This window comes from Deinococcus yavapaiensis KR-236 (genome assembly GCF_003217515.1).
Lineage (GTDB): Bacteria > Deinococcota > Deinococci > Deinococcales > Deinococcaceae > Deinococcus_A > Deinococcus_A yavapaiensis.
The window spans coordinates 19,879-38,801 of the sequence record NZ_QJSX01000004.1 but is presented as its reverse complement, the minus strand read 5'-3'; the positions used below and the strand labels follow the sequence as shown (position 1 = coordinate 38,801).

The window sequence follows — 18,923 nt, the reverse complement described above, 5'->3', positions numbered from 1 at the left end:
TTCGCTCGTGAACACCACCTTGACGACCCTCGCGCCCGGGGCGCGCCTCGGGCGATACACCGTGCAGCGCATTCAGACCCTGCCGGACATCGACGCGACCTTCTACGAATTGCGTCACGACCTCGGAGCTCGGCACGTGCACATCTCGCGCGACGACGACAACCTGACATTTTGCGTGTCCTTCCCGACCGTGCCGAGCGACTCTACCGGCGTCGCGCACATCTTGGAGCACATCGTCTTGGCGGGCTCGAAGCACTACCCGGTAAAAGACCCGTTCTTCTCGATGCTGCCGCGCTCGCTCAACACCTTCATGAACGCCCTGACGTGGTCCGACCACACGGCGTATCCGTTCAGCACCCGCAACGAGAAGGACTTCTTCAATCTGCTCGGCGTGTACCTCGACGCCGCCTTCTTTCCCTTGATGCGCAAGGAGACCTTCTTGCGCGAAGCGTGGCGCCTCGAGTACGCTACGATCGACGACTCCGCGAGCGAACTCAAGCTGCAAGGGGTGGTGTACAACGAGATGAAGGGCGCCATGGCGTCCGCGTCGTCGCAAATGTACCGCGCGCTTGGCAAGGCGCTCTACCCCGACCTTACCTACGCGAACAATTCCGGCGGTGAGCCGCGCGACATTCCCAACCTCACGTGGGAAGGTCTGCGTGCCTTCCACGCTCGCCACTACCATCCCAGCAACGCGTACTTCTACACGTACGGCAACTTGCCGATCGAGCGCTTCTTGGAGCCCATCGAGGCGCAGGTGATGTCTCAGTTCGAGACGCTCGACCTCGACGTGTCCATTCCCGACCAAGCGAACTTCGCCGAGCCGCGCACCCTCGACTTGCCGTACGCCAGCAGTGACACCGAGAAGGGCGCCCAGAGCCTCGTGGCGTGGAAAGTTTCGCCGAGCCACGAGAGCTTCGACGTCCTGCGCTGGAACGTCCTCGCCGACGTCCTGCTCGGCAATCCGGCCGCGCCGCTGCGCCGCGCCTTGATCGAATCGGGTCTCGGAAGCGCCACCGCCGACGGCACCGGCTACCACGAGGACTTCCGCGAAGGCGCGTTCTCGGCGGGCCTCAAGGGCTTGTCCGCCGACAAGGCCGAACAAGTCGAAGAGCTCGTCGTGGAAACGCTGCGCGCGATCGCCGACGAAGGCATTCCCGCCGATCTCGTCGACGCCGCCATTCATCAACTCGAATTGTCGCGCAAGGAAGTCTCGAACGCGGGCTGGCCGTACTCGCTCAAGCTCTTCTTCCGCTTCGCCACCACTTGGCAGTTCGGCGGCGATCCCTTGCGCTTCTTGAAACTCGGCGAGGACTTGTCACGCTTGCAGCGCGAGCGGCAAGCCGGAGACTTCTTCGAGCGCATGATTCGCGACGAGCTTCTCGTCAATCCGCACCGCGTGCGTCTCACGCTTGTTCCCGAGCCCGCCCTCGCCGAGCGGACGGAGGCCGACGAGCGCGCGCGCATTGCCGAGATGAGCCGCGACTTCACCGACGAGGACAAGGCGCGCGTCGTGGGCGAAGCCGTGGAACTCGCGCGCTTGCAAGAAGCCGAGGACGACACGTCCGTGCTGCCGACCCTCGAGCTCGCCGACATTCCCCGCACGGTTCCCCGCACCGAGTACGACGCCGACGACATCAAGCCCGGCGTGACGGTCGGACGTTCCGCGCAGCCCACGTCCGGCTTGGTGTACCTCGACGTGCAACTCGGCGTGCCGCACCTCACGCCCGAGCAACTCGACGTGCTGCCGCTCTACGCGTACGCCGTCACGCGCAGCGGCGCCGGGAGCCTCGACTACGTCGGCCTCGCGCGGCGCATCGAAGCGCACACGGGCGGCGTCGGCGCGTCCACCAGCATCGGCACCGGTCCCGACGACCTCGGCGACTTGCGCGCCAGCCTGACGTTTTCGGGCAAGGCCCTGTCGCGCAACGCGGCCGAGCTCGTCGCGATTCTCGGCGACCTCCTGACCGACCCGAAGTTCGACGAGGAGCGCCTCTCGCAGCTTCTGCGTCAACAACGCTCGGGGATGGAGGCGGGCGTCGTCTCGGCCGGTCACGTTTACGCGCGCGGCCTCGCCACCGCCCAACTTTCCCCGGCCGCCGCCCTCGCCGAGCGACAAGACGGCCTCACGGCCCTCGCGCGCCTCAAGCAGCTCACCGACGAGCAAGGCGCGCCGAGCGTGCTGCGGCAGTTCGAAACTATCACCGAGGCCTTGAAGTCCGCGCGCGCGCGCGTCCTGCTCACCGGGCAGAAGGAAGACCTTCAACTCGACCTCACGCCCGTCCTCGCGCCCCTCACGGGCGCCGCGACGGGACTCCTTCGCCCCGAGCTTCGCGCGCGCACGCCTCAAGCGCGCACCACGGACGTGCCCGTGTCGTATCACGCCGTCGCGTACAGGACGGTTCCGTACTCGCATCCGGACGGTCCCGCCCTGTTGGCGTTGTCCACCTTGCTCGCCAGCAAGTACCTTCTGAGGGAATTGCGCGAGAAGGGCGGGGCGTACGGCGGCTTCGCCACGTACAACGCCCAGGGCGGCTTGTTCACGATGCTCTCGTACCGTGATCCGCACACCCGGCGCACCTTGGAAGTCTACCGAGGCGCGCGTGACTTCGTTCACGGCGGCACGATCAGCGCCGACGACCTCAAGGAAGCGATTTTGAGCGCGTCTTCCAACCTCGATCCGCTCACGAGTCCGGACACGATCGCGCGGTTGCGGTTCTTCGGGGACCTCGCCGGATACACGCCCGACAAGCAGGAGGCGTTCAAGGCGCGGTTGCTCGACGTGACCCTGGAGGACGTGCGGCGCGTCTTCGACACGTACCTGCGAGAAGAGAACGCGGCGTACGGAACGGTGACGGGGAAGGACCCGAATCCCGAGACGGCCGACCTCGGGGTGGTGTACGAGGTGGCGCGCATCTAAAAGAGGCCGACCAAGGCGTTCTCGAAGGCGATGTGACGCGACCTCGCGTCACATCGCCTTCGTTTGGCGGTTCGCCCTTCAGGACAGCTGTGATGCCAAGGCGTGCATCAACGCCCTCACCGCTTGAATCTCCTCCGCGTTGATCGTGTGCGCCATGCCCGGGTAGATTCTGGCGTCCACGTTCGCGCCCATTTGCTGAAGTACGCTCGCCGTCTCCTTCACGCGCCCGACTGGAATGTGCGGATCGACGTTGCTGCATCCCAGGAACACGGGCGTGCCTTCGAACGTGCCCGTGTAGTCGCGCGGCGTTCCGTCCGGTCCGATCAAACCGCCGGAGTATCCGAAGACGGCGCCGTACCGTTTGGCGTTGCGCGCCGCGTACTCGAGGGCGAGGCACGCGCCTTGCGAGAAGCCGCCCAGTACGACGCGCTCGGCCGAAATTCCGGCTTCCCGGAGGTGCGCGAAGACGTCGTCGAGCTTCGAGAGGGCGCTCGTGAGGTGAGGCTCGTTGCGCTCGATGGGCGCCAGGAAGGAAAGGGGATACCAGGTGTTGCCGCTGGCTTCGGGCGCGAGGTAGGTGTACGCGGACAAACCGAATTCGCTTTCGAGGCCCAAGATGTCGCGCGCGCTGCCTCCACGTCCGTGAACGAGGACGACGGCGAGGCGGGCTTGTTCGAGAGGCCGACCCGCGCCGTAGACGGGACTGTCGGCGTGCGGGCCGGTGGCCTTGCGCTCGCCCGAAGCGCTTGGGGCGGCGGCGCTCGCCTTGCCTTGCGCGCCGATTTGCAAGTTGTACTCGGGAGAGGTGATGGTCGGAACGTGCGCTTCGATGGCGGCGCGCTTGCCTTCGAACCAGTCGGGAAGCTTGAGGTGGCTGCCGAGCTCGTCGACAGGTTCGTCGTAGGCGAAGCCCGGCGCGTCCGTGGCGATCTCGAAGAGGACGCCGGAGGCGTCGCGGAAGTAGATGGAGTGGAAGTACTGGCGGTCTTGGACGGGCGTGACGTTGTACCGGGCGGCGCGCAGGTCGCGCAGGTACACGGCTTGCTCGGCGTCGTCGCGGGTGCGAAGGGCGACGTGGTGGATGCTGCCCGCGCCGAACGAGGCGGTAGGCCGTCCGGGCCGCTCGACGGCGTCCACGTACAATCCGACGCCGTCCGAGTCTCCCTTGAAGCGGTACCTCGGGCCTTCGGGGTCGGGTTCGCTGCCGACCTCGGCGAAGCCGAGGTGGCCGACGAGAAGCTCGCGGGTCGACCGCACGTCGTCCACCCACAGGGTGACGGAGTGAAAGCCTCGCAGGCGAAGGGCGTCGGGTACGGGGTTGCGCGGCCACGGGCGAGGCTCGTCGGCGCCGTCTTCCGCGATAAGTTCCACGCCGAGCCCGTCGGGGTCGGTGAAGCTCAAGACCGAGCGGCCGAACCGCGTGACTTCGGCGTAGTCGAGGTTGAGTTCGGACAGGCGCGCCTTCCATCCGCCGAGGGCGTTGGCGCGAATGCCGTAGGCGAAGGCGACGGCTTCGCCGTTTCCACGCTCGCCTCGCTTGGCGTTCGGCCAGGGAAAGTACGTCATGATCGTGCCGGGGCTGCCGACTTCGTCTCCGTAGTAGAGGTGGTAGGTGCCCGGATCGTCGAAGTTGACGGTGAGCTTCACGAGGCGTTGGCCGAGCAGACGCACGAAGAAATCGATGTTGCGCTGAGGATCGGACGCCATCGCGGTGATGTGATGCAAACCTTGCACGGGAGTCTTGGTCGCTTCGTTCATATCGTCATCCTAATCGTTCAACGTTAAACGATCTGTGCTTTGCGCTTCACGTCGCGCCGCCCACGCCGAGCTTCTTGCACAGCCGAGCGAGCACCACCTGCTCGTCCTCGCTCAAGGCGGAAAATACCTCCACGATTCCCTTGACGTGCTCGTCCATGAGGTTCTCCACCTTCGCCCGCCCCTCGTCGGTGAGGCGCACGATCACCTCACGCCGATCCTTCTCGTTGCGCTCGCGCCGAACGAAGCCCGAACGCTCCAAGTTGTCGATCACCATCGTGAGGTTTCCGCTCGTTCGCAAGATTTTATCGGCGAGCTTGCGCTGCGTCATCGGCCCGAGGAACAGCAGCGCTTCGAGCACGCTGAACTGACTGAGCGTGAGGTCGTGGTCGCCGAGGTGCCGATTCGCTCGCGACTCCACCGACTGCGACGCCCGCCACAGCTTGATGTACGCGTCGAGCGCGATTCGTTCCTCTGTCGATCCTTCCCAGTGCGTCGGCATGATGCTCGATTGTAGGGGAGGCGCGAGCCGGGGCAGGCGATTCCCATTGGCCCGCCCCGCTCGCCTACCGTATTTGGTACGACGCGTCGAGCATCATCAACGCCCGTTCGCGCAGCAGAATCGACGGGACGAGCAACGCCGCCGCGTCCTTCGGCACTTCTGGAAGCTCGAACGACCGCCTCGGGTCGGCGCTCCACACGGGCGCGTCGTATGACAAGCCCGCGAGTTCGCACGCCCGCTCGATGCCCGTCCGAAGATCGCCCAGCTCGTCCACGAGACCGATCTTCACGGCGTCCGCGCCGGTCCACACGCGCCCTCGCCCAACTTCGTTGACGCGCTCGTGCGACAGGCCGCGCCCTTGAGCGACGCGGTCCACGAAGCGGTCGTAGATCTCCAAGATCGAACGGTCGATGAAGTCGCGTTCGCGCTCCGTCCAACTCGACGACGCGCTGTACAGTCCCGGAAAGGCGCTGCGCGTCACGCGCTCGGGTCGAAATCCCTGGCGCTCGTTGAACTCCTCCAACACGGGCTTGCCCGCGATCACGCCGATCGAGCCCGTGATGGTGTTCGGCGCCGCCACGATTCGCTTCGCCGCCACCGGAATGTAGTACCCCGCGCTCGCCGCGACGTTTCCCATGACGGCCACGACGGGCTTGTCGCACGTGCTGAGTTCGCGCCACATCAAATCCGCCGCGAGCGGCGAACCGCCGGGCGAATCCACGTACAGCACGATCGCCTTCGTGCTGGCGTCCTTCTTCGCGCGCCGAATCGCGGCGACCACCGAGTCCGAGCCCGCCTGCACTCCTCCGAAGAGCGGCAACGGATTGTTGCGGCTCTTGCCCGGCACGATCGTGCCCACGACGCTCACGACGGCCACTCGGCCTTTGCCGCTCGTCTTCTTGGGCTTGAGCGCCATCGCGACGCTCGAGAACGGACGCGTGCCCGGCCCGATGAGCTCGTCCTCGTACGCGACGCGGTCGATCATGCCGAGCGCCTTCGCCTCGTTCGCCGACGCCACGCCCCGCGCCAGCCACGACAGCACCTCGTCTCCCGACACGCCGCGCGCCTCGGCAACGTCGCGCACCCACTCCGCCTCGAACGACGCGAGCAGTTCCTCACGTTGCGAACGGTCGAAGTCGTCCATGCGATCTTGAGCGAGGGGCGACAAGGCGCTCTTGTACTCCTTGACGCGGCTCACGTCGAACGCGACGCCGTGCTTGTGCAGAAACGCGCCGAGGAACGTGATTTCCGTCGTGAAGCCCGTCACGTCGATGTCCGCGCTCTCGGGCAGAGTGAGCTCGCCCGAGCCGCTCGCGACGAGCAAGGTGAGCATGTCGAGACGCGTCGCGTACGCCACGGTCCGCTTCTCCTTCGACAAACGCTGCAAGCTGCGCCTCATGTGCCACGCGGTCGCGCCTCCCACCTCGAGGTCGCCGAAGCGCACGAGGACGCCGTGCAGCCACGGCGCGCCCACGAGCGCGTCGATCTTCTTGTCGAAGCTCTCCAGCGTGTCGGCCCGCGTGACGAGCTGTTGAAGGGGATTGCTCGGCGCCCTCGACGGGTACTTGCCCGCGACGTCCAAAATCACCCACGTCGGGAACTTCAGGCCGGTCGGAAGCTTCTCGGGCGTCGGCAAGTTCAGAGTGTCGCTCAACAAGTCGGCGATGGGGGAGGTGCGCATGTCGGCCATGCCACAAGATACGCCGCGAGATTTCGGGAAGTTGCGCGCCCATGAAAAACGGGCGGCATGAGGCCGCCCGCTTCTCACGCTCGCCTTCAGAGCGTCTTGAGGTACGCGAGGATGTCGGCGACGTCCGCGTCCGACGCCGGACCGCCCTTCGGAATGAGGTTCGTCTGGCTGTAGTTGGGCATCGGCGGTTGCAGCGGCTGGTTGCTGTCCGGATCGATGTACTGCACGAGGACCTTGCGCAACTTTCCGACGTCCCACGAGGACGGCGCGTCCGGCCCTACGAGCCTCGGGCCGACGACGCCTTGACCTTTTTCGCCGTGGCAACCTTGGCAGTTGCTTTCGTAGTACGTCTTGCCTTGACCGACGTTGCCCGCCGCTTGCGTCAGCCCCGAGTTCGCTTGCGCCGTATCCGAACCGACGCGCCCTTGCGCCTGGTTTTGCGACTCCGTGCTTTCCACGGTCCGGTTCGCCTGCGGCACGGTGCCTTGGCCCTCGGTCATGTCGCCGCGATTGTCGGGCGCCGCTTGGCCTTGCTCGCCCGTCTCCTTCTGCTCGCCGTCGACCGACCCCGACCCTTCGTTGCTCGCGCGGCCTTGCACGCCGCCTCGCCCGGCGTTCGCCGTGGAGTTCAACACCCCGCGGTCGGCGCTTCCGCCTTGTTGCGGCGAAGCCTCGCCTTGGTTGGTGTCCGTCGTGTTGCCCGTGGCGTCGTTGTTCTCACCGTTGGGCACGCTCGTCTCGTTCGTCGTGTCCGTCACCTCGGCCGGCTTCGCCGTCCCGATGTGATACGCGTACAACCCGCCGCCGAGCAGCAGCGCCATGAGAGCCGTCATCGAAACTGCAAACGTCCGCATGTGAGAAGGCTATCACAGCTCGCGCGAGCCCGATGACGCCCACCGTAAGAGGAAATTCAAGAAGTCCGAAGGTCCGGCGTCACGACACTTCACGCAAGAATTGCTCGAGTTCGAACGCCACTCGAGGCGCCAGCGAGGCGCTCAGCGCGTGCGGCACGCCCGGCATCACCGACAGCCGTCCCGCGCTCACCGCTCGGTAAGCGTCGATCGTCTCGGCGATCGAGACCAGCGCGTCTCGGTCACCGACGGCGAACAAGACGGGGCACGACATCGCTCCGAAGTCTTCGTGCGTCAAGTCGGGCTGCTCGCCGAGTCGGCGCATCAACGCCGCGAATTTCGCCGAGAGGACTCGCCAATCTCGCGGAGCGTGCGTCCGTTCGAGCGCCGCCGCGAACTTCGGCGCCCGGGCCGTCAAAGCGTCGGGGTCGAGCGAGGCCGCTTCCCGCTCGGCGACGTCCGGCGTCCAAGCGAGCTTCGTCGCGTGCGCGAACACGCTGCGCACGCGGTCGGGAAAGTGCCGCGCGAGGTAAAGCGCGACGTAGCCGCCGAGGCTGTAGCCGTAGAAGTGCGCGTTCCGCACGCTCGCCGCGTCGAGTTGCTCCAGGACGTCGCGCGCGAGTCCGCTCGTCGTCAACTCGTCGGGAATGTCGCGCCCGCCGTGTCCGGCCAAGGTCAAGTCGATCGCGTCGGCGCGCCCTTCGAGGACCGCGAGCAGCGGCGCGAGGGCCGCGCGAGACTGCAAGGCGCCGTGAAGCACGACGAGCGGGGCGGCGGAATCGGCCATGGCTCAGCTTACCTCGCCGATTCCCGCCACAGCCGAACGCGGCCTCGCCCTGACACGAACCAGCACGAGGCCGCTCCGAGCAACAACGCCGCGTCGACGAGACCGGGCCAATCGATGCCCGCGCCGTACATGGCCGTGAGCAGACATACGAGCCCGACTCCAAAGAAGTTGAACAGCAGATACCCGAACAAGCGAATGCACACGTCAATCAAGGCGTCCATGAAGCGAGCCTACGGCGCGAACGATGACGCCACGATGACAAGTGAATCGGCGCGAACGTCGGGGGCCGCTCGCCGAGGGCTGCGTGACGTGGCGTAGAGTGTTGCTGATGACCGCTTCGCGCATCGCGAGCTTGACCTGCTCGAACACGGAGATCCTCATGGCCCTCGGCCTCGCCGACCGCATCGTCGCTGCCGATTCGCACTCGGACGCGCCGGAAGTCGCGAACGTACCGCGCCTCGGGCCCGACCTCGACATCGACATCGACGAACTCGTCGCCGCTCGGCCCGACTTGGTGTTGTCGAGCCTCAGCGTGCCGGGAATGGAGCGCGTCGTCGCGGCCGTCGATCAGGCGGGACTCCCGCAACTCGTCCTCGACGCGACGTCGTGGAGCGGCGTGCTGCGAGACATTCGCGTGGTCGGCGAGGCGCTCGGCGTGACGGCGCGGGCCGAGGCGGTCGTGGCCGAACTGCGAGCGGAGGCCGCGTCGGCTCGGCGCGTCTTCGCTCGGCCGCCGAGCGTCGTCGTGGAGTGGTGGCCCAAGCCTTTGATCGTGGCAACGCGCGACAGCTGGATCACCGACATGCTGACCTTGCTCGGCGCCCGCAACGCCTTCGAGCACGTCGATGCCCGCTCCGCCGTGGTCACCTTGGAAGACGTGCGAGACGCCAAGCCCGACCTCCTGGTGCTGTCGTGGTGCGGCGCGAAGAAGTTGCGGCCCGACGTCGCCGAGAAGCGCGGCCTGGGCATGCGCGTCGCGTGCATTCCGGAGTCGGCCCTGGGGCGCCCCGGACCCCGCCTCGTGGAGGGATTTCGGGCGCTCTCGTCACTCCTTTCCGAGGTTGAGGACGGCGCGAATGCCCGCTAGGCAGGTGCGGCGGTACACGTCGATGTTGGCGTCCTTGTCGTAGAGAAAACGAATCGACAGCCCGTCGACGAGGGCGCGCAACTGCCAAGCGCGCGTCTCGGCGTCACCTTCGACGAGGCGGGCGAGTTCGAGGTCGAGCGAGCGCGACTCCTCGAAGAAGGCGCGCGTGACGGCCCTCAGCCGGTCGTCCTTCGTGGACGCCGAGAGGAAGTCCAGGTACACCGTGTAGAAACGCCGCGTGTTCGAAAGGCCGTAAAATTGGTTCTCGACGAACACGACGAGCTTGTCGTCCACGCTGCCCGCCTTGCGTAGTGCTCGGCGCGTGCTGAGGGTGATCGTGCGGACGAAGCGCCGCAAGACGGCTTCGAACAGCTTTTCCTTGCTGCCGAAGTAGTACACCAGCGTGCCTTTGCTGACGCCGGCGGCCTTGGCGATGTCGCTGAGGGTGACGTGCGCGTAGCCGTGCTGGTACAACGCCAGGTACGCGGCCTTCGTGAGTTCCGCGCGACGCTGCTTCTCGCGAACGGGATTCACGGTGCGAGCCATGCGGCCCAGCATAAAGCAAGCCGTCAGGAACGCCCAAGCCCGCTTGAGAAAGCCGCCGAGCTGTCCGGGAAATGAAGAAAGACTCGATAAAATCGGAATGGAACCAAGGTTCCACCTTCGTTACCCTGACGTCATGACGAGCGGACGTATTTTGATTGTCGAAGACGACCTCGACGTCGCGACCCTCGTGGCGCAGACGTTCTCGGACGCCGGCTTCGACGTGAGCCTCGCGCACGACGGCGTGCACGCGCTCCTGTCCGCGCGAGAGGAAGCGCCCGACCTCATCGTCCTCGACCTCGGTCTGCCCGACTTCAGCGGTGAGGACATCGTGACGCGCCTGCGGTCGTCGTCCCAAGTGCCCATCGTCGTGCTGAGCGCCCACTGCGACACCAACGTGAAAGTGCGCTTGCTGGAGCGCGGCGCGAACGACTACGTCGTCAAGCCGTTCTACGAGGAGGAACTGCTCGCGCGCGTGAAGCGCGTCTTGCGCAAGACGCACGACGAGGTCGTGCGTCTCGGAGCCCTCACGCTGAGCGTCGCCGCGCGGCGCGCGTGCATTCACGACATCGAGCTTTCGCTCACGCCGCGCGAGTTCGACTTGCTGCTGCTGCTCGCCCGCACGCCGGGCCGCGTGTACAGCCGCGAGGAAATCCAGTCGCGGCTGTGGGACAAGCCTTTGCCGAAGTACAGCAACGTCGTGGACGTGCACGTCTCGAACATCCGCCTCAAGATGGCCGAGGCGGGCGCTCCGACGATGCTGCGCACCGTGCGCGGTCTCGGCTACGGCCTGAGCTCTCCGAGAGACGAAGCGTTGCTCGCCTGACCGAGCGAGTGTGCCAAGAACGAAGAGAGGAGCGGCGATGGTTTCGCCGCTCCTCTCTTCGTTCGGTCAAGGTTGTTTCGGTTGAGCGGGGGCGGCAGGATCGGTTGGCGCTGCGGGCGCCGCTACGACGTCCGCGAACGTCTCGATCTTGACGCCCTTGAGCTTCGCGTCCAAGTACTTTTCCGCTGCGAGGTTCGCGAGGGTGTTGCGAATGTCGGGCTCGGCTTCCTCGAACGACGCGACGCCGCCCGACGTGCGCTGAGACACTTGCAAAACGTGCACGCCGAACTGGGTCGTGACTTGCTGCAGCGTGTTGAGCGGCCCCGTGAACGCGGCTTGATCGAACTCGGGCACCGTCTGGCCTTGTTCGAAGCAACCGAGGTCGCCGCCTTCGTCCTTGCTGCCCGGATCTTGCGACACTTCCGAGGCGATCTTCGCGAACTCCTCGCCGCCCGCGAGGCGGTCACGCACGGTCTTGGCGGCGGCCTCGTCGGCGACGAGGATGTGCTTGACGCACGCCTGCGCGGTTTTGGTGTAGTCGGCCTTGTGCGTCACGTAGTACGCCCGCAAAACGGCGGGACCGAACTTGAAGCGTTCGCGCAAGGAGTCCACGAACGCGCCCGTGAGCAATCCTTCCGTGACGGCTTGACGGAAAGCCGCCTCGTCCGGGTAGCCCGATTGCTGCAAGGCGTCCGTGAATTCCTCGTCGCTTCCGAACTCCTGCTTGTTCTCCGCAATCGTCGCGTCGACTTTGGTCGCGTCCGATTGAAGCCCCGCGGCGTTGGCGAGTTGCACGAGGCCGCGCGAGCGCACGAGCTGATTGAGAATGTCCGTGCGGTACTGCGCGAAGAACGACAGCACGTCCTCGCTGAACGGCACGCCCTGCTGATTGACGATGCGGCCGACGTAGATGCGGTATTGCCGTTCGTACTCGCCGAGGGTGATCGTTTCGTCGCCGACGCGCGCGACGACGGTGTTCGGGTCGGCGGGCGCGGTCGGAGCGGCGGGCGTCTGCGGCGCGGTTTGCGCCAGCGCGGTCGTCGCCGCGAGGGCGAGCGTGAGCAGCATTCGGTGCATGACCAACACTCTAGCGTACGGACCTCGGACGAATCTGCGCGTCTTCTAAGGTTGGCGTTGAGCGTCTCGCTGCAACGCGCGCAGTCGCTTCAAGCGGCGCTCCAGATCGGGATGCGAATCGAGGATCGTGAAGTCCCCGCCCTTCGAGCCGCGCGCCTCGCTGAGCCGCGTCAAAAGGTCTTGCAAAGGCTTCGTCGTGCGGTACCGCGCGAGGAGGTAGCGACCTCCGACGTCGTCGGCGTCGCTTTCCATCTCGCGCGAGTAGCCGCTGTTGACGAGCACGGTCGGTATCGTCGCGGCGATCGTGGAGGCCGTGCCGACGTCGCCCATGACGGCGCTCAGCAGCACGAACAGCCCGACGCTTTGGTACACGCCCTTCATGGCGTGGCGACGAATGACGTGGCCCGCTTCGTGCGCGAGGACGCCTTCGAGTTCGCGGTCGTTCTTGGCGAGCTTCACGAGTTGGTCGGTGACGTAGATCGTGCCGTGAGGAAGCGCGAGCGCGTTCGCGCCGAGCTCGCCGCCGTCGCGAAACTCCAAGCGGTAGGGGTACGCGCCACCGAGGTCAGCCACGACTCGCCGGAAATCGGCGCGAACGCGCCTTCGCGTGTCGGCTGGCAGGTTCGTCGGCTCGAACAGTTGCTCGTCGAGCAGACGCGCCGCTTGACGGTCCATCACGGCCATCGCGCCGGGCGGCGTGAGGGACGCGGCGACGCCCGCGAGGATCGGTAAGCCGTATCGCCAGATCGCGAAGGTGACCACGACGAACACGGCGACGCTCAGCAGCACGAGGTGCCAGCGGCTTTCCACGCGGTGCACGAACGTCAGCCCACGGTTGCGTCCCAGCGTCGCTTCGAGCGCCTCCACCGCACCGAAGTCGCTCGTCTCGAAGCGTTGCGCGTCCCGCAGCACGAACGCGCGTCGAACGCGGCCCATGGCGGGCTCGATCACGACGTCCTTCCACGCGAAACGGCGCTCGCTTCCCTCGGCGTCGTCGAGGCGCACCACGAAGGTGTCGGACTCCACGCTCGCCGTCGCCTCGTGCGCTTTGGACGTTCGGCCGTCGAAGTAGACTCCGTGCATCGCGGGCCTCACAAGGCGATGTCGAGCCCTAGGAAGTCCGTGGCGGCTTCGCCGAGGGCGTTTTGACGTTGAGCGACGTCCGACGTGAACTCGTCGAGGGGACGCGGCGACACGACGGCGACGCGCGGCAGCACGTAATTCGCGCGCCTCACCGCCGCCCAAGGCGTCGCCAAGCCGAGCGTCACGACTTGCGCGAGCGTGTTGACCACGCTGATGCCCGTGTACATCCACGGACTGATCGTCGACTCGAAGGCGACCTCGCTGCCGTCGTCGAGTCGTCCGCGTGTGTTCGTGAGGCTGTAGTGCAGCAAGCTCGCTTTGACGAACGCGCCGAGCGCGGCGAGCGCCAGCAAATACAGCGCGTAGATCGGCACGAGCGCGAGCACGCCGAAAAGGGCGAAGCTCGAGTCGCGAGACGCGCCGAGATCGCCCCCGAGCGCGCCGAGCAGACCGGCGGCTACCACCAAGACGAACGCGGCGATGCCGAGGGCGGTGAACGCGCCCACGCTGAGCGCGAACGCCAGCAGGTAAATGGTCCACACTTCGCTCGACTTGCCGACGAACGAGGCGCGCGCCGAGCCGTACGCCGCGTGATCGAAGGTGTAGCGGCGCTGCAGGAACGTCACGTGCGGTGTGAGCAGCCCGAAGGTCGGCACGAGCAGCAGCGGCCACGCGAGATACACCTTGTAAGCGTCTTTGAGCTGACCGTGAAAGCCGAAACGCAATCCCCTGTACGCGGTGTTGATGCCGAGGAAACGCAGCGAACTCCACGCGAGGTAAGGCCACACGAGCGCGAACAACGCGAGCACGACGAGCCACAGCGCCACGTCGTACGATTGCAGGAAGCTGTAGAGCCCCGCCATGACGGCCACGACGATGTGTCCGCGCAAAATCGCGACGGGATTGGCCGTGTACTCGAAATTGTGACCGCCCAGCCACGTGTTGCCGTAGAAGTAGCGCCGCGTCCTCACCTTCGCCCACGCCCAGTACAAACCGAGGGTGATCGTCGTGAGGGCGATGTTGACGATCCAAATGCGGAAGTACTCGGACGCCGAGCCCGTGAAGCTCAGAGGGTGTTCGGCGCCGACGGGCCGAACGCGGCCGACGACGCGCTCTTCGAAGGCGGGGCTACTCATGCTCTTCTCAGTGTACGAGATCACGCGCGGCGGCCGCACGCAAATGGCCGCGCCTTTTCGGAAAACGCGAAAAGAACGCGGGCCCGTTCGGGCCCGCGTCACGAAAGGACGACGTTACCAGCGACCGCGCGACGCGGGTTCGGGCGCGGCGCTCGTCACCGAGACGTTCTTCGCTTGCGGGCCCTTGCCGTTCGAGGCGTTTTCCAGCTCGAACTCGACTTCGTCGCCTTCGTTGAGCTTGCGAAAGCCGCTCGTCTGGATGGCGCTGTAATGCACGAACACGTCGGGGTGACCGGGGTACTCGATGAACCCGTAGCCCTTCTCGACGTTGAACCACTTCACTCGACCTTGAGCCATGAAACTCCTCGTCGTTCCAAGAAGAAACTTCGACGTCGTCGCGACGACCACGCGGACCGTCGGGACTTTGTCTGGACTTGGAACGCTTGTCATTATTGTGGGCACTTTTCTCGATGTCAAACGCGAAAGCCGCCCGTGCCCGGACGCTGGCCGAGCGCACGAACGCGCTTCGCGGTACACTCCCGCCATGGACGCGAAGGAGCTCGGAGCGGGCGGCGTCGTTCTGAACGCCGAGAACGAAGTGCTGCTCGTACGGTACCGCAGTGGCGGTTGGACCTTTCCCAAAGGCCACATCGATCCCGGCGAGCGCGTCGAGCAGACGGCGGTGCGCGAAGTGAAGGAGGAAACGGGCGTCACCGCCTCGATCTTCGCGCCGCTGTCACCGACGCGCTACACCAACGACCGTGGCGTCGCCCGCGAGATCCACTGGTTTTTGATGCGCGCCGCGCCGAGCGTCACGGTGCTCGAGACGCTCTTCGACGACGGAGGCTTCTTCGCGCCGAGCACCGCTCTCGAACTGTTAAGCTATCCTGAAGACAAGGCATTGTTGAAAGAAGCGCTTCGTCACGCGAACGTGACGTGAGTTCGGAGGATCCATGGGACGCTACGAGTTCGAAGGTCATGCGCCGAGCGTGGCGACAAGCGCGTTCGTCGCGCCGAGCGCCGACGTGATCGGTCGCGTCACCGTGCACGAGGCCGCGTCGGTGTGGTTCGGGGCGGTGCTGCGCGGCGACACCGAGGACATCGTGGTCGGACCGCGCTGCAACGTCCAAGACGGCGCCGTGCTTCACGCCGATCCCGGCTTTCCGTGCGTCCTCGCCGAGGACGTCACGGTGGGCCACCGCGCGGTCGTGCACGGCGCGCACCTCGCCAAGGGCAGCCTCGTCGGAATGGGCGCGGTGCTGCTCAACGGAAGCTCGCTCGGCGAAGGAGCGGTGCTCGCCGCCGGGGCCTTGCTGCCCGAAGGAGTTCGCGTTCCACCCGGCATGCTCGCCGTGGGCGTGCCCGCCCGCGTCGTTCGCGAAGCGCCGCCTTCCGGGCACGCGGCTCGTTACGTCGCCCTCGCCGCCCGATACCGAGGAGACACGCCTTGACGCAACCTATCGAACTCAGCCCACGCTTTCCCGACGCCGCGCCGTTCCTCGGACGCTTCCTGCCGCGCGCCAAAGCCGCGTTCTGGGGCCTCTCGGCGAGCTTTTGCGATCTGCACGCCTTTTTGCGGCACCTGTTCGACACGCAGTGGTACGGTTATTTGCACGCGACGCTCGACGGGCAAGACGCCTTCGTGCTGATCTTCGAAGGACGCGCGGTCGCCGCCGCGAGCGGGCAGAACACCGCCGACGCCGCCCTCGCCGACCTCCTCAACCTCTTTCTCGCCGGAGCGCCCCTCGGGGCGTACGTGCTCGAACGCGACATCGCGCACGCCCTGTCGGGCGTCGGCAGTCGCGCTTGGAAGTTCAACCTCACCGAGGACTTCACCGGCCTTCACGTCGACGCGACCGGGGCGTCCTTTTACGTGTCGGGCGCCGTCTTGGCGCGTTTGCCCGTTCGCTTGCCGTACGAGGGCGCGTTCCCGGCCCCGCTTCGGCCCAACACCCTCATCCTGCCCAAGAGTTTGGCGGGCTGGGCGCATCAGAACTACGTCCTCACGTTACGCGGCAAGGATTCGCTCAATCCCATCACGACGATTCACCAGCAGTTTCGTCAGCAGTTCGGACATGGCGCGACGGCCGTCCTGCGCGCGATCGCCGAGGGGCTCACGCCCGCCGAGTACTCTCTGCGCTCCGACGCCGCACTGCACGAACTCGAAGCCGTGATGAGCGAGCTCGTCAAGGGCGGCTTCGTCCGAGCCCGCAGCTGAAGGCGCCGCCCCGAAGGGCGGCGCCGAACGTCTCCTTGATCCCTTAGCCTCGTTGCTCGATGAAGGCGCCGAGGTCGCGTCGTTGTCGCGCCAAGCTTTCCTCGTGAACGTACATCATGTGTCCCGCCGGGTACTCGCAGAACTCGACGCGGCCCTCGGTGTCCGCGTCGACGCCGAGGTGCGAGAAGGTGTACTTCGCCGCGTAGTACGGGGTGGCGAAGTCGAAGTAGCCGCTCGCGACGTGCACGCGAAGGGCGGGATTCTGGTTCATCGCGCGCCGAAGCGTATCGCTGACGTCGACGTAGCGATTCTCGAACTCCGCGTAACTCCACTGCGGAAAGACCTTGAACGACAAGATCTCGTACGGCAAGTCGCTCTCGAAGGCGAGTTCGCCGCGCACGAGGTGATTCATCGCCGCCGTGTACGGACCTTGAATGGCCGAGTAGCTCGGGTCGTACTCGGTGCGCGTCGCCGCCAAGTCGCGGTTCTTGCCGACGAAACGGCTGTCGAGGCGTCCGACCGTGACGCCTCGCTCGCGCAGCAGTTCCGTTTGAAAGCGCTCCAAGCTGACGCGCAGATCGCACCGCTCCACGAAGTCCTCGCTCAGGCCCGTGAACCGAGCGAGGTCGCGCCGCACCGCGCTTCGCTCCTCGCCGCCGAGCTTCGCTCCCTTGAACAGTCCTGCCAGGTACGGTCCGCTCGCGAACGCTTCCGACGCGTTGAGCAACTTCGGCAAGTCGCCGTCGATCTTGCCGTGGTACCAGGCGGTGGCCGTCATCGTCGGCAGCATCAGCACGAACGGAAGGTCGTTGCCGGGCGCTTCGCGAACCGTGCCGAAGTCGAGGATGCTCGACACCAGCATGATTCCGTTGAGGAACAAGCCGTGACGCTCGCCGAGGTAGCCGCTGAGGCCCGCCGCGCGCGTGGTGCCGTAACTTTCGCCGATCAGGAACTTCGGGCTCAGCCAGCGCTTTTCGCGCGACACGAACGTACGAATGAAATCTCCGACGCTTTCGATGTCACGCTTGAAGCCGTGGAAGGCCTTGTCCGCCTCGCCTTGCACGGCGCGCGAGTAGCCCGTTCCGATCGGATCGACGAACACGAGGTCGGTGACGTCGAGCAGCGTGTGCTCGTTGTCGATCAAGTCGTACGGCGGCGGCAAGAGGTTTCCCGCGTCGCCCATCTTCACGCGCTTCGGACCGAGCAGACCGAGGTGCAGCCACACCGAGCTCGAACCGGGGCCGCCGTTGAACGAGAAGGTGAGAGGGCGGCCTTGAGGCGCGTCGTCGAGCGTGTACGCCACGAAGAACACCTCGGCTTTCGCCTTGAGGCCCTCGGACTTTCCGTCCTTGTCGGCGCTTTCCTCGCGCAACACGAGCGTGCCCGCGCGAGCCGTGTACTTCAGCTTGCGATCTCCGAGCCTCAAGGTGTGATGCGTCGTGACGATGTTGTCGGCGTGCAGAGCGGACGCCGACGGCGTGTCCGAGTTGGGTTGCGTCATGCGAGCCAGGTTACCCGACCCGCGAAAGGCTAAGCCACTTGACGTAGAAGCCTCCTCGCCCGCGAGGAGCGAGGAGGCAGGGGAGAAGCGCTCAACCTTTGACGGCGCCGGCCGTGAGGCCCGAGACGATGTTGCGCTGGAAGACCAGCACGAGGACGATCAGCGGGATCGTCACGATGACGGAGGCCGCCATGATCTGCGCGAACGGCGACTCGTACTGACTCGCGCCCGAGAACAACCCGATGGCGGGCGGCACGGTGCGGGCGTTGTTGTCGGACGTGAACGTGAGGGCGAACAAGAACTCGTTCCACGCGTTGATGAACGCGAGCAGGCCCGTGGTCACGAGGGCGGGCGTCATGACGGGCAGCAGCACTTTGAACAGCGTCTGCAGGGGAGACGCGCCGTCCACGAGGGCCGCTTCCTCGAGTTCGCCGGGGATGTCGCGCACGAACGACGTCAAGACCCACACCGTGAACGGCAACGTGAAGATCATGTACGAGAAGATCAAGCCGCCCCATGTGTTGTACAGCCCGGCTTGACGAATGAACGAGAAAAGACCGCCGAGCACCGCGATTTGCGGAAACACGGACACCGCGAGAATCGTGTACATCATCGCGGCCTTGCCTCGGAAGCGGAAGCGTCCGAGCGCGTACGCGGCGAGCACCGACAGCAGCAAGCTCAGGATGACCGTCCCGACGGCGACGGCGAGCGAGTTGAGAAGATTGCGCCCGAACGGCTGGTTCGTGAAGACGTCGAAGTAGTTTTGAACGTGGAATTGGACGGGCAGGTACTGAATCGGCGTCTGGCTGAGCGACTGCGGCGCCTTGAGCGACGTGTTGATGGCCCAGTAGAACGGGAACAGCACGTAGAACAAGATGACGAGCACGACGATCCAGAAGGCGATGTTGCCGAGCAATTGAAGAGGCGAGTTCTTTTTCATGGCGTCA

Annotated in this window: 19 protein-coding genes; 6 read left to right on the top strand and 13 right to left on the bottom strand. The window is 65.9% G+C overall.

The features are described from left to right. The first annotated feature begins 7 nt into the window (after positions 1-7). Complete coding sequence (locus tag DES52_RS05975; RefSeq protein WP_110885893.1) at positions 8-2,920, top strand: insulinase family protein; 2,913 nt, start codon at positions 8-10, stop codon at positions 2,918-2,920. A gap of 78 nt (positions 2,921-2,998) precedes the next feature. Here the strand turns inward: DES52_RS05975 and DES52_RS05970 are convergent, their stop codons facing one another. The 6 genes from DES52_RS05970 to DES52_RS05945 all read right to left on the bottom strand — a co-directional run bounded on the left by DES52_RS05970 (position 2,999) and on the right by DES52_RS05945 (position 8,726). Further along, positions 2,999-4,678 (bottom strand): VOC family protein, encoded by a 1,680-nt coding sequence (locus DES52_RS05970; protein ID WP_110885892.1) that lies wholly within the window; start codon positions 4,676-4,678, stop codon positions 2,999-3,001. 46 nt (positions 4,679-4,724) lie between these two features. Beyond that, entirely contained in the window at positions 4,725-5,177 is a 453-nt protein-coding gene (locus DES52_RS05965) for a MarR family winged helix-turn-helix transcriptional regulator (RefSeq protein ID WP_110885891.1), read from the bottom strand. A gap of 64 nt (positions 5,178-5,241) precedes the next feature. Beyond that, positions 5,242-6,867 (bottom strand): signal peptide peptidase SppA, encoded by a 1,626-nt coding sequence (gene sppA, locus DES52_RS05960; RefSeq protein ID WP_245900756.1) that lies wholly within the window; start codon positions 6,865-6,867, stop codon positions 5,242-5,244. An 86-nt stretch (positions 6,868-6,953) separates the two neighbouring features. Then, the gene (locus tag DES52_RS05955; protein WP_110885890.1) at positions 6,954-7,721 is read right to left on the bottom strand and encodes a c-type cytochrome; all 768 of its coding nucleotides are present in this window, start codon (positions 7,719-7,721) and stop codon (positions 6,954-6,956) included. A gap of 79 nt (positions 7,722-7,800) precedes the next feature. Beyond that, complete coding sequence (locus DES52_RS05950; protein ID WP_110885889.1) at positions 7,801-8,505, bottom strand: alpha/beta fold hydrolase; 705 nt, start codon at positions 8,503-8,505, stop codon at positions 7,801-7,803. An 8-nt stretch (positions 8,506-8,513) separates the two neighbouring features. Continuing rightward, positions 8,514-8,726: a hypothetical protein gene (locus DES52_RS05945; protein ID WP_110885888.1), complete on the bottom strand. Its 213-nt coding sequence runs from the start codon at positions 8,724-8,726 to the stop codon at positions 8,514-8,516. Between the two features lie 107 nt (positions 8,727-8,833). Here DES52_RS05945 and DES52_RS05940 point away from each other — a divergent pair, with 107 nt between their 5' ends. Next, positions 8,834-9,592, top strand: coding sequence for a helical backbone metal receptor (locus DES52_RS05940; protein ID WP_110886133.1), 759 nt, complete (start codon positions 8,834-8,836; stop codon positions 9,590-9,592). Here DES52_RS05940 and DES52_RS05935 read toward each other — a convergent pair. Continuing rightward, the gene (locus tag DES52_RS05935; RefSeq protein ID WP_110885887.1) at positions 9,551-10,138 is read right to left on the bottom strand and encodes a TetR family transcriptional regulator; all 588 of its coding nucleotides are present in this window, start codon (positions 10,136-10,138) and stop codon (positions 9,551-9,553) included. The two genes, DES52_RS05940 and DES52_RS05935, sit on opposite strands and share 42 nt — an antisense overlap. A gap of 133 nt (positions 10,139-10,271) precedes the next feature. Here DES52_RS05935 and DES52_RS05930 point away from each other — a divergent pair, with 133 nt between their 5' ends. Then, complete coding sequence (locus DES52_RS05930; RefSeq protein WP_110885886.1) at positions 10,272-10,961, top strand: response regulator transcription factor; 690 nt, start codon at positions 10,272-10,274, stop codon at positions 10,959-10,961. A 66-nt stretch (positions 10,962-11,027) separates the two neighbouring features. Here DES52_RS05930 and DES52_RS05925 read toward each other — a convergent pair whose 3' ends face one another. The 4 genes from DES52_RS05925 to DES52_RS05910 all read right to left on the bottom strand — a co-directional run bounded on the left by DES52_RS05925 (position 11,028) and on the right by DES52_RS05910 (position 14,614). Continuing rightward, positions 11,028-12,038 (bottom strand): peptidylprolyl isomerase, encoded by a 1,011-nt coding sequence (locus tag DES52_RS05925; RefSeq protein WP_110885885.1) that lies wholly within the window; start codon positions 12,036-12,038, stop codon positions 11,028-11,030. A gap of 45 nt (positions 12,039-12,083) precedes the next feature. After that, on the bottom strand, positions 12,084-13,121 hold the full coding sequence (locus DES52_RS05920; protein WP_110885884.1) for a M48 family metallopeptidase: 1,038 nt from the start codon (positions 13,119-13,121) through the stop codon (positions 12,084-12,086). Positions 13,122-13,129: 8 nt separating this feature from the next. After that, positions 13,130-14,257, bottom strand: coding sequence for a YjgN family protein (locus DES52_RS05915; protein WP_146237202.1), 1,128 nt, complete (start codon positions 14,255-14,257; stop codon positions 13,130-13,132). A gap of 114 nt (positions 14,258-14,371) precedes the next feature. Continuing rightward, the gene (locus DES52_RS05910) at positions 14,372-14,614 is read right to left on the bottom strand and encodes a cold-shock protein (protein ID WP_110886132.1); all 243 of its coding nucleotides are present in this window, start codon (positions 14,612-14,614) and stop codon (positions 14,372-14,374) included. Positions 14,615-14,801: 187 nt separating this feature from the next. On the opposite strand from DES52_RS05910, the gene DES52_RS05905 reads away from it, so the two are divergent. From DES52_RS05905 to DES52_RS05895, 3 genes are read left to right on the top strand one after another with little or no spacing between them, the layout of a single operon-like run. Further along, positions 14,802-15,197 carry an NUDIX hydrolase gene (locus DES52_RS05905; protein ID WP_110885882.1) on the top strand — a complete coding sequence of 132 codons (396 nt, stop codon included), beginning with the start codon at positions 14,802-14,804 and terminating at the stop codon, positions 15,195-15,197. A 13-nt stretch (positions 15,198-15,210) separates the two neighbouring features. Then, positions 15,211-15,708 (top strand): gamma carbonic anhydrase family protein, encoded by a 498-nt coding sequence (locus tag DES52_RS05900; protein ID WP_110885881.1) that lies wholly within the window; start codon positions 15,211-15,213, stop codon positions 15,706-15,708. Then, positions 15,705-16,475 (top strand): hypothetical protein, encoded by a 771-nt coding sequence (locus DES52_RS05895; RefSeq protein WP_110885880.1) that lies wholly within the window; start codon positions 15,705-15,707, stop codon positions 16,473-16,475. The genes DES52_RS05900 and DES52_RS05895 overlap by 4 nt, the downstream gene beginning before the upstream one ends. A 43-nt stretch (positions 16,476-16,518) precedes the next feature. Here the strand turns inward: DES52_RS05895 and DES52_RS05890 are convergent, their stop codons facing one another. Both DES52_RS05890 and DES52_RS05885 read right to left on the bottom strand, forming a co-directional pair. Then, entirely contained in the window at positions 16,519-17,976 is a 1,458-nt protein-coding gene (locus DES52_RS05890; RefSeq protein WP_110885879.1) for a S10 family peptidase, read from the bottom strand. Positions 17,977-18,067: 91 nt separating this feature from the next. After that, a complete protein-coding gene (locus DES52_RS05885; protein WP_110885878.1) occupies positions 18,068-18,916 on the bottom strand; it encodes a carbohydrate ABC transporter permease in 849 nt (282 codons plus the stop codon). Positions 18,917-18,923 lie beyond the last annotated feature (7 nt).

What these genes read in the sequence shown, in the direction of transcription:
- DES52_RS05950 (WP_110885889.1), bottom strand. Translation starts at nt 8,505, where the DNA reads ATGGCCGATTCCGCCGCCCCGCTCGTCGTGCTTCACGGCGCCTTGCAG.
- DES52_RS05945 (WP_110885888.1), bottom strand. Translation starts at nt 8,726, where the DNA reads ATGGACGCCTTGATTGACGTGTGCATTCGCTTGTTCGGGTATCTGCTG.
- DES52_RS05890 (WP_110885879.1), bottom strand. Translation starts at nt 17,976, where the DNA reads ATGACGCAACCCAACTCGGACACGCCGTCGGCGTCCGCTCTGCACGCC.
- DES52_RS05920 (WP_110885884.1), bottom strand. Translation starts at nt 13,121, where the DNA reads ATGCACGGAGTCTACTTCGACGGCCGAACGTCCAAAGCGCACGAGGCG.
- DES52_RS05965 (WP_110885891.1), bottom strand. Translation starts at nt 5,177, where the DNA reads ATGCCGACGCACTGGGAAGGATCGACAGAGGAACGAATCGCGCTCGAC.
- DES52_RS05885 (WP_110885878.1), bottom strand. Translation starts at nt 18,916, where the DNA reads ATGAAAAAGAACTCGCCTCTTCAATTGCTCGGCAACATCGCCTTCTGG.
- DES52_RS05930 (WP_110885886.1), top strand. Translation starts at nt 10,272, where the DNA reads ATGACGAGCGGACGTATTTTGATTGTCGAAGACGACCTCGACGTCGCG.
- DES52_RS05900 (WP_110885881.1), top strand. Translation starts at nt 15,211, where the DNA reads ATGGGACGCTACGAGTTCGAAGGTCATGCGCCGAGCGTGGCGACAAGC.
- DES52_RS05905 (WP_110885882.1), top strand. Translation starts at nt 14,802, where the DNA reads ATGGACGCGAAGGAGCTCGGAGCGGGCGGCGTCGTTCTGAACGCCGAG.
- DES52_RS05970 (WP_110885892.1), bottom strand. Translation starts at nt 4,678, where the DNA reads ATGAACGAAGCGACCAAGACTCCCGTGCAAGGTTTGCATCACATCACC.
- DES52_RS05915 (WP_146237202.1), bottom strand. Translation starts at nt 14,257, where the DNA reads ATGAGTAGCCCCGCCTTCGAAGAGCGCGTCGTCGGCCGCGTTCGGCCC.
- sppA (WP_245900756.1), bottom strand. Translation starts at nt 6,867, where the DNA reads ATGGCCGACATGCGCACCTCCCCCATCGCCGACTTGTTGAGCGACACT.
- DES52_RS05935 (WP_110885887.1), bottom strand. Translation starts at nt 10,138, where the DNA reads ATGGCTCGCACCGTGAATCCCGTTCGCGAGAAGCAGCGTCGCGCGGAA.
- DES52_RS05940 (WP_110886133.1), top strand. Translation starts at nt 8,834, where the DNA reads ATGACCGCTTCGCGCATCGCGAGCTTGACCTGCTCGAACACGGAGATC.
- DES52_RS05910 (WP_110886132.1), bottom strand. Translation starts at nt 14,614, where the DNA reads ATGGCTCAAGGTCGAGTGAAGTGGTTCAACGTCGAGAAGGGCTACGGG.
- DES52_RS05955 (WP_110885890.1), bottom strand. Translation starts at nt 7,721, where the DNA reads ATGCGGACGTTTGCAGTTTCGATGACGGCTCTCATGGCGCTGCTGCTC.
- DES52_RS05925 (WP_110885885.1), bottom strand. Translation starts at nt 12,038, where the DNA reads ATGCACCGAATGCTGCTCACGCTCGCCCTCGCGGCGACGACCGCGCTG.